This window comes from Bifidobacteriaceae bacterium (assembly GCA_031281585.1).
Classification (GTDB): Bacteria; Actinomycetota; Actinomycetes; order Actinomycetales; family WQXJ01; genus JAIRTF01.
The window spans coordinates 1-14091 of the sequence record JAITFE010000002.1 but is presented as its reverse complement, the minus strand read 5'-3'; the positions used below and the strand labels follow the sequence as shown (position 1 = coordinate 14091).

Genomic DNA, 14091 nt, shown 5'->3' with positions numbered 1-14091 from the left:
CGAATCGCGGGCGACGCCTACGAGACGGAGTTGTCCGTCTACACCGGCGCGCTGGAGGGCATGGTGGCATCCCAGATCGCGGTTCTGGTGGGTCCGGAACGGGGGGAGGCTGGTGAGGTGGACGGCATCGGGTAATGTATGGCGGGCGAACGCCCTCCCGGCGACCTCAACGTCGCGGGCGGGGCGAGCCGTCCGGAGGTGTCGCCTAGTGGCCTATGGCGCACGCTTGGAAAGCGTGTTGGGTGCAAGCCCTCGGGGGTTCGAATCCCCCCACCTCCGCTCTGCCTAGCGCCTTGACCTGCGGCGATGCTGCTCTCGCGGTGCCCCTTCACAATTCCGGAGAGACCGAATGGCGCGTTTTGGATGCCACGCGACAGCGTCTGCTGGGGCCTGCGGCCGGTCAGCGGGCCGCAGTTGGAGTCGTCTGGGACGCGCTGCGGGCCTGGAGGATGTCGCTGGGATCTGTGACTGCGACCCCAGGCTGGCCACCGCCCATTGGCCGGTCCTGGCGAGACGGCTTACCAACCGTCGGGGGCGTTACTCGGCAACTGACGCTATCAAGGCGATTACCACTATCACGCCGATTGCTATGCCAATAATCGTGAGCACGTAAGGCCATTCTGACTTGGCCGCGCTAGATGCGTCTGGGTGTCGGAGGATTTCGTGCGACACCGAGTTGGAGCTGGCCCCCGAGTAGAGCTTGGCTCGGATCGCAGACACATCCTGCGCAAGATTGATGCCCACCATTGAGACCGCCAAGAGGATGAACGCGCCCAACACCCAGAACAAGAAATCGCGAATGAAAACGAATTCGAGACCTGTGCCGTCGGCCAGTTCCAGGTCGCTGCTCAGCTGCACAATTCCCATCAAAAGGAGCACTCCGAACCCGATCCAACTCACCACCTTGAGGAACGTCAGCCACGGGCTGCCGACCTGGAGTAAAGCTGCGGGTGCAGGGGGGTCCTGGCGACTCATATCGGATAGGCTGCGCGCGGATGCTTGGGTGGACGCAAAAGTGGCCGGGGTAACGCCGCTGTTGACCGCGCCGCACTGTCCGCATTTCGATTGGCCGCGCAGCAGCGCCTCACAGCTCCCACAACGCAGTCCCCGCGCAGCGGCTTGGACTCGTAGCGGCTCTACGGGTTGTGCAGCTTGGCTTGGAACCAACGCGGGCGGACCTGCCACGGACCCTGCACCCGGCCGCTCGCCGTCCGAGGCACCCGCACTGGCCGGGCGGACCGGCTCACCGCCCCGACCGAGCCCGTCCGACGCAGCGCCTGCAACCGGGAGTTCCAACTCAGCCCAACTCTGCTGCGGGGCACCGTCAACGGGCGGCCGATCCAGCCGATCTGCGGTTCCGGGCAGTGGCGTCATCGTGTCGCTTGCAGACAATCGTGTCTGCGCCTCTTCCGCCGATACTGGCCTGTATCCCCTAGCCATCAGCGCAGCGTCCACGTCAGGCCGGCCGAGCCGTGCGAGCCAGGAAGCCGCCCACGGTTGCAGGCTCGGGTGTGCCGCCACCATTGGGGCAAACTCGGGGAATTCGGCAGCTATCCGCGGCAGATCGGACGGGTCCAACTGCGGATCTGACAGCAACTGCCAGGCCGCATCACGGCCGTGCGCCGGATTGAAGGCGGACGCGGCCGGTTGATTCGGTCCTTGGGGGTATCCCGATCCGGGGGAATCGTAAAGCGTCATTGCTGGCCTTTCAGTAGTGTCAGTCTTGGATCTGCGGTGCGGGCTGCGTCATTCCGTGTTGAATGTTCCGTCCGGTGTCAGCCGGAGAATCAATGCGTCCGCGCCGCCGTTGCTCGACGGAAAGTCGCCGTCGGTGGACCAAGTGCTCCCGGTTCCCACGATCCCGCCATCAGTTGTCGCTACCAGCCCCAAGAGAAAGTCCAAGTGCGTGCCACCGGGAACCTGCGACCACAACAACTCCCCATCAGGGCTGAACCTCGCCACCAAGGCACGGCCGGCGCTATCTAAGGAGGCGCTGTCGCCCCCTGTATACTCGGTCGACCCGCAAGCGATGACGCCACCGTCAGCAGTTGCCGCCACAGCCCAGAACGCGTCGTAACCCCTACCGCCGGGAATCTGCGACCACAGTAGCTCCCCATCGGGGCTGAACCTCGCCACCAAAGCACGGCCGGAGCCGAGGCTGGCGTCATCGGTCGACCCGGCTGTGATAATCCCGCCGTCAGCAGTGACCGCCACAGCCCAGAACGCGTCATCACCCATGCCCACGGTTTGGGACCACAGCAACTCCCCGTCGGGGCTGAACCGCGCCGCCAACGCATCATAAGCGCCCTTGCTCGGCGCGAAGTCCCCATCAGTGGACTCGGTGTAACCAGCCGCGATCAGGTCACCGTTTGCCGCCACCGTAACCGCTGAGAGCTCTTCCGCTGCGCAGCCGCCCAGGATCTGCGTCCACACTAGCTCCCCGTCAGGGCTGAACCTGGCCAACAGCGCATCACCGGAGTCGGTGTCACAAGAGGAACCCCGGTTAGTAGCTGCCGTGAACCCGGCGGCGATAATGGCACCATCGGCGGCGACGGCCACCCCAGAGAACGCGTCGTAACCTACGCCGCCCAGGGTCTTCGACCACAGCAACACGCCATCCGGGCTTAGCCGTGCCACCAACGCACCGCCGGAATCGGCGCTTGACACGAAATCCCCGTTAGCAGACGAGGTGGACCCGGCGGCGATGATGCCGCCGTCTGCTGTGGCGGCCACCGCTGAGAACTCATCCAACTCCGAGCCGCCCAGCGTTTGCGACCACAGCAACACTCCGTCAGGGCTGAACCGCGCCGCCAACGCGTCATAAGAGCCCTTGCTCGGCGCGAAGTCACCAGCAGTGGACTCGGTCATGCCGACTGCAATGATCCCGCCATCTGCCGTAACGGCCACACCCGAGAACTCGTCGTAACCCGCGCCGCCTAACGTTCTGGCGAACGGCAACACTTCGGAGCTCGAGCTTGGGCTTGAACCAGCCCACTCCGATCCGACAGACGACACGGGCTTCGGCGTGCTGGCCCCGCTCTCCGGATCGACTAAGCCGCGTAGCTTCGGGAACCCAAACCAAGCCCCGCCCGCCAGCGCCAACACCGCAACCACCGCGCACGCACCGATCAGCAGGCCCTTCCTGCGCCGTCTAGGTTGGGCGGGATAACCCGACACCGATCCTCCAAGCGAGCCGCGGCCACTGGCAATCTGTCGACCAGGACCGGCGGGTAGGACCCCAGCCTGTGGTCCGCCCGGCATGAACACCGTCTGAGCGGGTACCGTCGCAGGTGTTGGCGGCGCCGCGTACCCTCTGGCCGCCAACGCCGCATCCACATCCGGGCGGCCCAATCCGGCCAACCACACCGCGACGGCCGGTTCCAGACGCGGATGACCCGCCGCGATCGCCGCGAACTCTGGATACACCGCCGCTATGCGCCCCAAGTCGGATGGGTCCAGCGCCGGGTCGAACAGCAACCGCCAGGCCGCTTCACGACCCTGCGTAGGATCAAACACCGGCGACTGATGGCGTGGCCCTTGCGGGAACTCATGGCCGGGGGGATCGTAAGTCATCTCTCGCCTTTCCGGGAAGCGCCGGCGGTTAGGCGGCGGTGAGCACGAGTAACGTGGCTCTGGCCGTCACGGGCCTCCATTTCCCTGCGGTGGCCCACAAGGTTGCTCCTTTCAGTTGTTTGAATGTGATTCCCATGGTCTCCGGTTGCGGCAGGCCAGCGAGGGTCGCAAGTACTTGGTTTTCACTGGCGGAGGGGGACCATCATCTCCCAGGTGGCGGCACTGAACACTGAGGCGGATTGACCACCGTCCGAGCTGTCAGGTGAGAGCAGCCAAGCGCGCCCCTGGCCGCCGTAAAGCAGGCCGACGCTGTACGGAGGCATGCCATCGGCACTGACTTCCCAAAGGACCTTGCCGTCTTGCAAAGAGACCGCTTGCACGCGGGTTACCCCATCCACTGCACCTGAGACCATGTCGGGAGTGTGGTAAAGGACCCGCCGGCCCATTTGCGGATTCGCGAACTCGTCTATCTTCACGCGGTACAGTTCCGTGCCCTTGGTGGCGTTGAACGCCACCAACTCGTGTTTCCCTTCCTGGTCCACCTTGGAGAGCACCCTGTCCTCCGATACCGCGGCGATGGCGCCAGTGTTAGCCACCCACGCTTCTTCGCCGTCCGCTATGTCGATCGCGATGATACGGGCTGTGCCCCCGCCGCTGTTGTCTTCAAGCAGGATGTAATCAGACGTCATTTGGGGCAAGTACGGGGACACGTTATTGGCTCGCCACATTTCCTCCCCATTCTTAGGGTCGATGCGCGCCAACCGATCCTTGCCTAGATCTCCGCGCAGCACAACGAGGTCTGGGCGAAGCGGGACCGCGTAGTAGTTTGCCTTGTCGAGATCGTCTCCGAAGCCAATTCCCTCCCCTGTCGGCACGTCAACAAAACCGTCTGCGGTCGGTGCCCAGAACGTGCTTGAGGGTTCGTGGACAACTACTGGGCCGCCCATACGCAATGCGGTGTCCGGTGCGTCGGCGGACCACAGCTCCGTCTCGAGGTCAGTTGTGCGGTAGGCCTCCACGTCTGCGCCACCCCTCGTTGTGATCACCACGAAACCCTGGGAGCACTCGACATAGGAGCCGTCAAACTCGGCGGTCGACACCACCGTGCCGCCGCCGTCCACCGTCATAATGTGTCCGCCGATGACCACAAGCGCATTGCCTCTACCGTCCGGGACTGCCATCGGTTCCCCAACAAGTCCAGAGAAAATGTCCTGGCTGGCCTCGGTCCAGTCCAGCAAGATGCTCAGCCAGTCTTCCGCGTCGATATCGGCGGCCTCCAACAGGTTGAGTTGCCATTTGGTCTCGCCGGTCTCGAAGTCGAACGCCGCCAAGGCAGCACTCGCGCCAGACAGCATCTCAAGCAATCTGTCTGCAGTCCCCTCGTATCCGTCGCGGTAGCCGTCGCACCACACCTCCGAGTAGTAGTCCACGCCGCCTTCTGTGTATCCGTGGCTGAAGTCGCCAAAACAAAGCTTGTCGTACGCTCCTTCCGGTGCCCCAATTGCGACGTGTCGTTCGCCTTCTTGACGCCCCGCGGCGTAGGTCGCGTCGTAGCTGTCGGACCATCGACCGTCCGAATAGGTGTAGCCCAGCACCAACCCGGTGTCATGGTCTAGGAGGCCAAAGAGCGAGAACTTCGTGATCTGGAAGTCCCCATCCAACACATCCCGTGAGTCGATCGGGTTCCCGACTGCGGGCTGTTCGGTTATGTCCGGCATCAGCGCCCTGTCGATCCGCCCGTCATTGTTCGGCAGGCCCGTCAGCGCCACCACGGCCACCACAGCGGCCACAAGCACCGCAGCACCGATCGTTAACAGCGCCGCGCGTCGTCTCGGCCACCGCCGCGTCGGGGTGGTGGGTGGTGACCCGACTGGCGGGCCACCCATCGGCGGTGGCGCGTAACCGCTGAAAGCTGGGGCGGCCTCGCTGGGAGCACCGCCGGCCGCGAAGACGGTCGGCGGGCTGGCTACCGCCGGTGGCGTAGGCCGGTAGCCCCTGGCTGTCAATACGGCGTCTACGTCCGGGCGGCGCATGGCGTTGAGCCAGGCTGCCGCATCAGGGGTGAGACGCGGATGCGCGGCGACGGTTGGTGCCAAGTCGGGGAACGCGGCCGCTATCCGGGGAAGGTCGGCCGGGTTCAACGCCGGGTTGGACAGTAGCCGCCAAGCGGCGCTGGGGCCCTGGGTCGGGTCGAACACTGGTGGGGGGTGGTTCTCGGTCATGACGCGTCTTTTCTGGGGATGTGCGCGGGGACAAGGTAATGTCTAACTAGTGTGACTAGTATAATGGGCATCCTAGTAGGGCAGACAATAGGGGCTCGTCAATTCAGCATGGGAGAATGCCAATGAAACGAGACAAAGATCAAGACCGCGCCCCTCTCTGGAAAGCCCGCCGCGAACACCTCGGCCGCCGCATCCGCAGCCTACGGCTCGAACGCGGCCTGTCGCAAGAGGCCCTTGGCCTGGAATGCGGACTGTCCAGAAACATGCTGATCGGCGTCGAGTGGGGCAAACGCGGACTCATGTTCGAACGACTCGAAGACATCGCCGAAGCTCTCGGCGTAACCCTTCAAGACTTGGTCTGCCCCACGGACGCTGAGTGACAGGGCGGCACCGAGCCTAGTTTGCGCCAGCCCGCCCCCTTCTGCGCCCCCTAGTTCGCGGGCCACCGGCACAATCGGGGCCAGCAGTAACCAACGCTTGGGAGGCAATGGCGGAGTCCAGAGGCAGGCCGCGACGGTCCAAGGCCGATGATGACCGGCTAAGCGCCCTGCACTGCCAAGGCATCTAACAGCATGAGGCCGCGCGGTGGATGGACTAGCTGACCACCAACCCCTGACCGTCGCCGCTTGTGAACACATCCCGCCGGGTATCTGCTCAGGGCACGTTCACGGCGCGCTTTGGAGGCGAGCCGACCCCTTCGGACGCAACCGGACGGCATCGCCCATCCGCGCCTGGCCCGTTCAACGGCACCTGACGGCTGCGCGGAAACTGTCTGCTCGGCGCAGACCAATCCAGCGCGTCCGCGCCGTTACGATGACCGAAACGTCGTGCTAGTGATCAAAGGAGACCATGGTGGACAACCAAGTTCCGAGCCTTTTCCAGTTGAAATGTCCGCACTGCGGCAACGGCGATTACACCCCGCTGGGCAAGAAGCGCAATGTGGCCCAGCAGTTCGCCGGCGCGTTCGCGGCGGGCAGCGCTCCGCTGCTGGCCGCTGTCGTGATGAACCAGCAGGCCAGGGACCTGGCCTCGATAGGCCCGCTGGAATACAAGTGCGCCGGCTGCAAGAAGAAGTACGAGTCGGCGCCCTTGGCCGCCGACCCTTCCGAATTCCTCGCCGAGCCCTGCGTGGTCAACTTCACCAGGGCGAAGATGTTCAGGGGAGCGGCCGGCGTCTACACCGTCTACTTGAGCGGAGTCCCGATCAACAACCTCAAGAACGGCCAATCGTTCACCTTCCAGACCGTCCTGCGATGGAACACCATGTTCTGCGGGTTTGGCAACGGATTGGTTTTCCGCACGGCATTCCGGTTCGAGGCGCCTCCCAGCGGAACGGTCAACGTGCTGTTCGACGGCACGTTCCGCGCCGCGACCGGCTGACCCGGCTCACCCCTGGGATCCGCTGCCTCTTGCCAAAGCGGGCGCGGGCGATTTCGCCGCGAGTAGCGGATGACCCGCTCCTGACGGGGAGAAACGGACAAACTTGCCCGATGCCGTCGCCCCGCCACACGGCATCGTCGCTGGTGGGCGGGTGGGTGGCCGGGTTGGGGCGGTCGTTAGCGGCGGTCCGCCATGACGACCTCGGCTAGCGCGGCCAACTGGGTGGAGCCGGGGCGGAAATAGTCGCTGTGGCCGGCGTCCCGGTCGGCGGGGAGGATGGTGGCCCCGAAGTCCTCGGAGGCCGGGTTGGGTCCGAACCCGCCGCCAAGGGCTCTGAGCAGGGCCGCCAGCGCGATCGGGTCCGCCGGGCCCCGGGCCGCGAAAACGGGTGCGGAGGTCGGCAAGTCCTGGGCGCTCGGAACCATCACGCCCGGGCTGCCCAGGAAGACGACTGCGTCCGGGCTGGCGCCCGCCAGCGCCGAGGCGCAGACAAGCGAGCCGAACGAGTGGCAAGCCCACGTGACCTGCGCGTCTGGGTAAGCGCGGGCCAGTCCGCGCTGAAGTTCGGCCAGGTTCGCGGCGCCCGCGCGGATGCCGCCTGCGGCCAGGGCGTCCGCGCCCTTCGGCGGCGCATACCCCAGGAAAGCGATGACGGCCAGGCTTGGGGCGCCGTCTTCCCCCAAAGCTGCGCTGGCGGACTCGGCGGCGCCCGCGTCGAACAGCGCCCAGGCCCGCCCCAGCATGGAGTCCGGCTCAATGACGTCGGCTTCAAACTCCTTGGCGCCATGGCCCACGCCCGGCACTATCACCGCGACCCGGTCTGCGGACGCCAGGTCGCCCAGGACGCGAACCCGCAGTTCGGGGTCCGAGCCCGGGGCCAGAAGATCCCCGCCGGGGGCCTCGAAGTCGTAGAAGGCGGTGAGAACCGAAGCGGGCCCAAGTTCGACCGCCTCGGCGCGCCCGGCGGCCAATGTGGCCAAGGGCGCGGCGGCCAGCGACACCAGCACCGTGGCGGTGCTCCCCCAACGCGCTAAGCGACGCCTGTGCAGCATGACTTAACGCTATGAAACCGTTGGCGAACCGCGCATCGCCAAGGAGAGCGAATTGGGTATTGGGCCTGGGGGGTTAGCCCCTAGTCCGCGCGGGTGAGACCCGCGCCCGCATGGTCGAAGCCCACACCCGCTCCAGCGCCCAGAAGCGCGACAGCACAAAGGCATTTCAGCCCACCCCCGATTTCCCCGATTTTCCATTCCCGCTCAAAACCCCTAAACAACACCGTTTTCGTAAGCGAAGACGACCGCTTGCGTCCGGTCCCGCACGCCCAGCTTGGTCAGCACATGGCCCACATGGGTCTTGACCGTCTGTTCCGACAGGAAGAGCCGCTCGGCGATCTCCGCGTTGGAGAACCCGCCCGCCATTTCGCGGAGGACGTCCAGTTCGCGGGGCGTCAGTTCTGCCAGGGCCTCCGTCTTGGCGACCCGGCCGGCGCGGCGCCGGCTGGCGAACTCGGAGATCAGGCGCTTGGTGACCGATGGCGCCAACAGCCCGTTGCCCGCGTGGACCACCCGCACCGCCTCGATGAGCTCCCTCGCCGAGGCGTCCTTCAGCATGAATCCGCTGGCTCCCGCCGCGAGCGCCTCATACACGTAGTCGTCATGGTCAAAAGTGGTCAGGATGAGGATGCGCGGCGGCACGTCCTGGCCGTCTTTTGCGGCTGTGATCTGCGCCGTCGCCTGCAACCCGTCCAACCTGGGCATCCTGATGTCCATCACGATCACGTCGGGTTCCAGCCGTGCCGCCAACTCGATGGCCTCCAGGCCGTCAGCGGCGAATCCGACCAGTTCGATCTCCCCCGAAGACTCAAGCAGCACGCCCAAGCCATCGCGGATCATCTCTTGATCGTCCGCTAGCAAAGCGCGGATCGGCCCGGTCATCTCTCGCCCCCAGTCGCGTGGTCACCATTAGCGTAGAACGCCGCCTCGCCCACGGCCTCATCCCCAGGCCCGTCCGCGCCGCCCCCATCGAGGCCTTCGGCCTCCAAGCCGCCATCATCCCCGGCGCCCGACTTATCCGCCGAGGCCCCAGCCCCGTGCGCCCCCGCGTCCGCCTCGCCCCCGGCGCCGAGCGGAAGCACCGCCCGCAAGGCGAAACCCCCGTCCTCGGTGGGCCCGGCGACCAACGTCCCGCCCACCGCCGCCACCCGCTCACGCATTCCGACCAGCCCGTAGCCGCGCCGTCCCGGCACGAGCCCGCGCACGGGGCCCCCGCCCGCGAGACCCGCGGCCGTTTCCGCTCCCAGCGATTCGGCTTGGTTGTCAGGCGAGCCATACTGTGTGCCCCGCCGGTCCGCCGCCGCCAACGCGACCGCCCGCCGCCTGGTCGGCGCGTCCGGCCGGCCCAGCAGCCGGACTGTCGCCACCGCCCAGGCCCGCGCCCACAGGGGCGCCAGGAAGAACGCCGCCACGCACACCAAGTTCAGCGGGAGGGCCAGGATCGCCAGGCCCAGCCAGCCGTACGCCCGCCAGGTCGCCCGCGAGCCCATCACTGCGGCCAGCGTCTGGGAGACCGTCGCGCCTTTGGGGAGCGGCGGGAAGGACGCCACCGGCGGTTTTTCGCGGTACCAGACCGCCAAGTCCAGGCCGCCGCGCCCCATGGTGCGCCCAAGCGGGAACACAAGCCGCCCCACGTAGCGCCCCGCCACAAACACCATCACCACCAGCGCCACCAGGCAAGCCACCAGGTACACGGCGGCCAACGCCCCCAGCCCCGTCTGCGCCAACACGAACACCCAGGACCGCCACAACGCCCGCCCCGCCCGCCGCAGCCAGCCTGGGCCCCCGCGCATCATGGGCGGGCCGCCGGTCCGTTGGTGATCGCGATCCTCAGGTCGTCCCCGGCGTGTGTGACCGCCACGTGGACGCTGGCCCCCGGCGCGTGGCGGGCGGCGTTCGCCAGCCCCTCCTGGACCATGCGGTAGGCGGCCAGGGAAGTCGAGGCGGGAACCGATTCGGGCACCGCTCCCATGGTCAAAGTGACCGGCAAACCGTTCGCTTGGGCGGCCCCCACCAGGTCGCGAATCCCCGCGATCCCAGGCGCGGGTTCGCGTTCCGCCTGGTCGCCGCGCAGCAGTCCCACAATTCCGCGGGTCTCCGTCAGCGCTTCGCGGGCGGCCCGCTCAATCAAGGCGAACGCCTCGACGGCGGGCTGCGGCAGGTCCGGGGTGCGCATCGGCGCGGCCTGCGCCTGAATGGAGATCATGGCCATGTGGTGCGCCACGGCATCGTGCAGCTCTCGGGCGATCCGGGCCCGCTCCGCCAACACGGCCAACTCCTCTGCCTCCGCGTCCCTGGCGGCGCTGGCGGCCGCCGCCTCCTGGCGGGCCTCCGTCCGGTCCCGCAGCGCCGCCCCGAGCGCCAATAGCAGCACGGCCGCGGCCGCGAGAGAGACGAACGCGGCCGCGGAGGCCCCCCGGCCGGAGATCCACAGCGCGGCGATGGTCCAAACCCACAGGCTGGGCAGCTGCGATGCCGGCGTCGCACGCGCGGCGAGCATCAACACGATCGCGTACAAGACCAGGGCGGACGGCGGCCAGGGCCACGGTGGCCGCTCGCCCGAGCAGAACACGATCCACGCCAAGCCGATCGCCATGACCCGCATGGTGAACAGCGGCGACCGTCCCACCGCCAACAACGGCACTGAAAGCAGAAGCGACGCGAACACGGCGTCCGGGATGTGGGCCGGGCTGGAGGAGGCCTGGCCGAACCGGAAAAACGACCAAAGCGAGACCAGCGACAAAGTGAACGATCCGGCCAGAACCAAAGCCCAGCACGAGACGGCGATCACTCGCCCCTTGCCGGTGGTGGGCCAGCCCGCCCACGCGGGTCCGCGTCCCTCCGACGTGCCCGCCAGACCCCTGCCCACCACGCGGGCCGCGCGCGAGGGCCAGCCCCTCAGTCGCCCGGCGGATTCGGTGGCCATGCCAACAGCCTAGAACCGCGCCGCGCCGGGGCAATCGCCCCGCCGGGCCAGGTCCGGCTCCCCCTGCCGGGTGAACCCGGCCCGGCCCGCAAGAGCGACGCCGGGCGGCCAAACCGGCCACCGGCGGCCCACGGCCCCAAGCTCCGCAGGCAGCCAGTTGGGCCCCGGCGCGGACGGCACTCGGGCGGCCGGGGCGCCCCTCCCCGCCGGTCGCCCGGCCCACCGGGTCGAAACCGCTCCGGCCTGTGCCGCCCGCCGGCCACAGGCGGCTACGGGCGGAGGAGGACCTTGACGGCCCGGCGTTCGTCCATGGCCTTGTACGCCTCCGGCGCCTGGGCCAGCGGCAACGTCAAGTCGAACACGCGGCCCGGATTGATCTCGCCCATCCAGATGCGCCCTATCAGGTCCGGCAGGAACCGGCGGACCGGGGCGGGGCCGCCGAACAGGTGGACTTCCGCGTAGAACAAGTCCAGACCGCTGACCGCCACCTGGTGGCCCAGGCCCACAAACCCGACGTGGCCGCCAGGCCGGCAAGAGCGGATGGCCTGGACCATTGACTCCTGGGTGCCCACCGCCTCCACAACGCTGTGCGCGCCCAAACCGGCGGTCAGGTCCTTGACCCGGGCGACGGCATCGTCGCCGCGTTCTTCCAAAACGTCGGTCGCGCCGAACTCCCGCGCCAACGCCTGGCGGGCGGGGTTCCGGCTCATCGCCACGATCCGCTCCGCGCCTAGCGCCTTGGCGGACAAGACGGCCAGCAGGCCCACCGCGCCGTCGCCCACCACGACAACGGTTTTGCCGGGCGCGACCTCGGCGGCGACGGCCCCGAACCAGCCGGTGCCCAACACGTCCGATGCCGTCAACAGCGACGGCACCAAAGCCCAGTCCGGTTCGCCCGGGGTGGGCACCAGCGTGCCGTCCGCCAGCGGGACCCGCAGATACTCCGCCTGCGCCCCGGCGACCCGCTGCCAATGAAGGCACCGCGACTGGTAGCCCGCCCGGCAGAGCTCGCAGGTGTTGTCAGAGGCGAAGAACGAGCCGACCACGAAGTCGCCAACCTTGACGCTCGCCACTTCGGGGCCGACCTCTTCGACCACCCCGACGTACTCATGCCCCATCGGCGCGGGCCAGTCCAGGGCCGCGATCCCCCGATAAGGCCACAGGTCGGAGCCGCAAACGCAGGCCGCCGCCACGCGAATCACCGCGTCGGTGGGCTCTTGGATTCGCGGGTGCTCGCGCTCTTCCACCCGGACGTCGCCGGGCCCGCGCATGACTGCTGCCTTCATGGTTTGACTCCTCGCCAGGCACTGAACTGACATCCCAAGTGGGCTAGCCGCCCCTCACGGGGCCGCACGCAAGGTCAAGGCTATGCCCGGCGGCGGCCATGCCGCCAAAGCGTCAGCACCCAAGCACAAATTGAGGGATAGCCGGCGGGGCTGTGCGCTAGTCTTGCCGCAATTGACGGATCGGCTGATCGGCTCCCACATTGAAAGGCTCGACGACTGCGGTGACCGCCCTGGCTCAGATAGGCGCTGGCGGCAACCGGTGAACTCGCCATTCCCGGACGGGGCGGGGACAGCCCGGATCATCGAACGCCTCGACGCCTTTCTTTTGGACCCGATGCTCGGTCCCGAGGTGCCGGGCACGCTCGACCACCCGTGGCCGCGCCCCCCGTTGCACGCCGGATGGCCCCAAGACGCCGCTAACCTGGCGACCGAACAATCCGCGACCTCCCCGGACGACCTCGACGTCCTGATCACCACGGCTCTGGCCATGACCGCGCTGGGACAGCATGACTCGGCTGTCCACCACGCCGGCCAGGTGGCCGTGGCCCGGCCGTTGGAACCGACATCCCACCAGTTGGTGGCGCTGGTCGCCTCGCACGCGAACCATGCCGAATTGGCTCTCCGCGCCGCCCACCACGCCGCCGGGTTGGCGCCGGACGACTGGCGCGCCACGGCGCTGCTGGCGAGCATTCGGATCAAACACGCGACGCGCCTTTGGCGAGACATGGAATTCCGTACCCAGAATCTGGTCACCCTGGAGACCGCCGAGCGAGCGGTGGCCCAGGCTCCTGACCGGGCCGAGCCATTGTACGTGCTCTGTCTCGCCCACATCTTGAGTGGGGCGCCGCACCGAGCCCGCCGCGCCCACGCCAAGGCGGTGCGGATGAACCCCGCGCTTGCGCGCGCTGGAAGGAAAACGTCCGCCGTCATTTCGATGACGAAAGAGGGAATCAGCGTCGAGGAGATCCCAGCGCTTTTGGACGGCGACCGCCCCGGCCTCGCCGTCCAGAGTTTTCTGCGCGCCTTTTTGGTCACCGCCTTCGGCCGGGCGGCTACCGCCGGGATGGCGGCTTTCCTGCTGCTCGGCATTGGGGCCGGATGGCTGTTCCCGGACGACAGGCCCTCTGCGATACCCGGCTTCCTGGTTGGAGCCTGCGCCCTAGGCTCGTGGCTCACCGTCGCCTGGTCGGCCCGGTTCCTCCGCGGTCTGGTCGGGCGCCACGCCTTGCGGTTGATGGCGCACAGTCCGCTGCTCATCCTCTGCTGCCTGGTCGGCCTGGCCAGCCAGGTCGCGTTCATGATCGCCGCGTTCACGGCCCCCGCCGCGCCAGTCGACTATGCCAGCTTCATCCCAATGAGGGTCTGCCTCGGCCTGGTGTACGTGCCGTTGATGATGCTGTGGCTGCTGCTGTCGTCTGCGGTCCGCTGGAGCCTGGGCCGCAGGATCGCTGGCCGGTGAAGGGTCGGTTTTGCTTTGGCCTCAAGAGGCGGCGGACGGTGCCGTCTGGGCGGCCGGACGGCATCGGCGGCCGCTTTATGGTTCGAGGAGTTGGTAGCCGAGCTTGCGGGAGGCCTTGGCGTCCAAGGTGACCGACCGGGCGCACCCGGCCTCGTTCGCCGCGGCGATGATCAGCGCGTCGCTGAAGTCAGCT

At 67.7% G+C, this 14091-nt stretch carries 11 protein-coding genes and 1 tRNA gene; 4 read left to right on the top strand and 8 right to left on the bottom strand.

All coding sequences use genetic code 11. The features are described 5' to 3' along the window. The first annotated feature begins 194 nt into the window (after positions 1–194). Positions 195–279 (top strand) — tRNA-Ser (locus LBC97_00075). Positions 280–537: 258 nt separating this feature from the next. Here the strand turns inward: LBC97_00075 and LBC97_00070 are convergent. From LBC97_00070 to LBC97_00060, 3 genes are all read right to left on the bottom strand, one after another. Then, positions 538–975, bottom strand: a complete 438-nt coding sequence (locus LBC97_00070) for a hypothetical protein (protein ID MDR2564459.1) — start codon at positions 973–975, stop codon at positions 538–540. A 771-nt stretch (positions 976–1746) separates the two neighbouring features. Then, positions 1747–3573: a hypothetical protein gene (locus LBC97_00065; protein MDR2564458.1), complete on the bottom strand. Its 1827-nt coding sequence runs from the start codon at positions 3571–3573 to the stop codon at positions 1747–1749. 182 nt (positions 3574–3755) lie between these two features. Then, positions 3756–5369: a PQQ-like beta-propeller repeat protein gene (locus tag LBC97_00060; GenBank protein ID MDR2564457.1), complete on the bottom strand. Its 1614-nt coding sequence runs from the start codon at positions 5367–5369 to the stop codon at positions 3756–3758. Positions 5370–5917: 548 nt separating this feature from the next. On the opposite strand from LBC97_00060, the gene LBC97_00055 reads away from it, so the two are divergent. Both LBC97_00055 and LBC97_00050 read left to right on the top strand, forming a co-directional pair. Continuing rightward, positions 5918–6175 carry a helix-turn-helix domain-containing protein gene (locus tag LBC97_00055; GenBank protein MDR2564456.1) on the top strand — a complete coding sequence of 86 codons (258 nt, stop codon included), beginning with the start codon at positions 5918–5920 and terminating at the stop codon, positions 6173–6175. Between the two features lie 469 nt (positions 6176–6644). After that, on the top strand, positions 6645–7175 hold the full coding sequence (locus tag LBC97_00050; protein ID MDR2564455.1) for a hypothetical protein: 531 nt from the start codon (positions 6645–6647) through the stop codon (positions 7173–7175). Positions 7176–7351: 176 nt separating this feature from the next. Here LBC97_00050 and LBC97_00045 read toward each other — a convergent pair whose 3' ends face one another. The 5 genes from LBC97_00045 to LBC97_00025 all read right to left on the bottom strand — a co-directional run bounded on the left by LBC97_00045 (position 7352) and on the right by LBC97_00025 (position 12439). Further along, complete coding sequence (locus tag LBC97_00045; protein ID MDR2564454.1) at positions 7352–8227, bottom strand: alpha/beta hydrolase family protein; 876 nt, start codon at positions 8225–8227, stop codon at positions 7352–7354. A 213-nt stretch (positions 8228–8440) separates the two neighbouring features. Further along, positions 8441–9109, bottom strand: coding sequence for a response regulator transcription factor (locus LBC97_00040; GenBank protein ID MDR2564453.1), 669 nt, complete (start codon positions 9107–9109; stop codon positions 8441–8443). Then, positions 9106–10023 (bottom strand): hypothetical protein, encoded by a 918-nt coding sequence (locus tag LBC97_00035; protein ID MDR2564452.1) that lies wholly within the window; start codon positions 10021–10023, stop codon positions 9106–9108. Before LBC97_00035 ends, LBC97_00040 begins: the two co-directional genes overlap by 4 nt. Then, positions 10020–11153, bottom strand: a complete 1134-nt coding sequence (locus LBC97_00030) for a histidine kinase (GenBank protein MDR2564451.1) — start codon at positions 11151–11153, stop codon at positions 10020–10022. Before LBC97_00030 ends, LBC97_00035 begins: the two co-directional genes overlap by 4 nt. Positions 11154–11422: 269 nt before the next feature. Continuing rightward, positions 11423–12439: a zinc-dependent alcohol dehydrogenase family protein gene (locus tag LBC97_00025; protein MDR2564450.1), complete on the bottom strand. Its 1017-nt coding sequence runs from the start codon at positions 12437–12439 to the stop codon at positions 11423–11425. Between the two features lie 259 nt (positions 12440–12698). Here LBC97_00025 and LBC97_00020 point away from each other — a divergent pair, with 259 nt between their 5' ends. Then, a complete protein-coding gene (locus tag LBC97_00020; protein ID MDR2564449.1) occupies positions 12699–13898 on the top strand; it encodes a hypothetical protein in 1200 nt (399 codons plus the stop codon). Positions 13899–14091 lie beyond the last annotated feature (193 nt).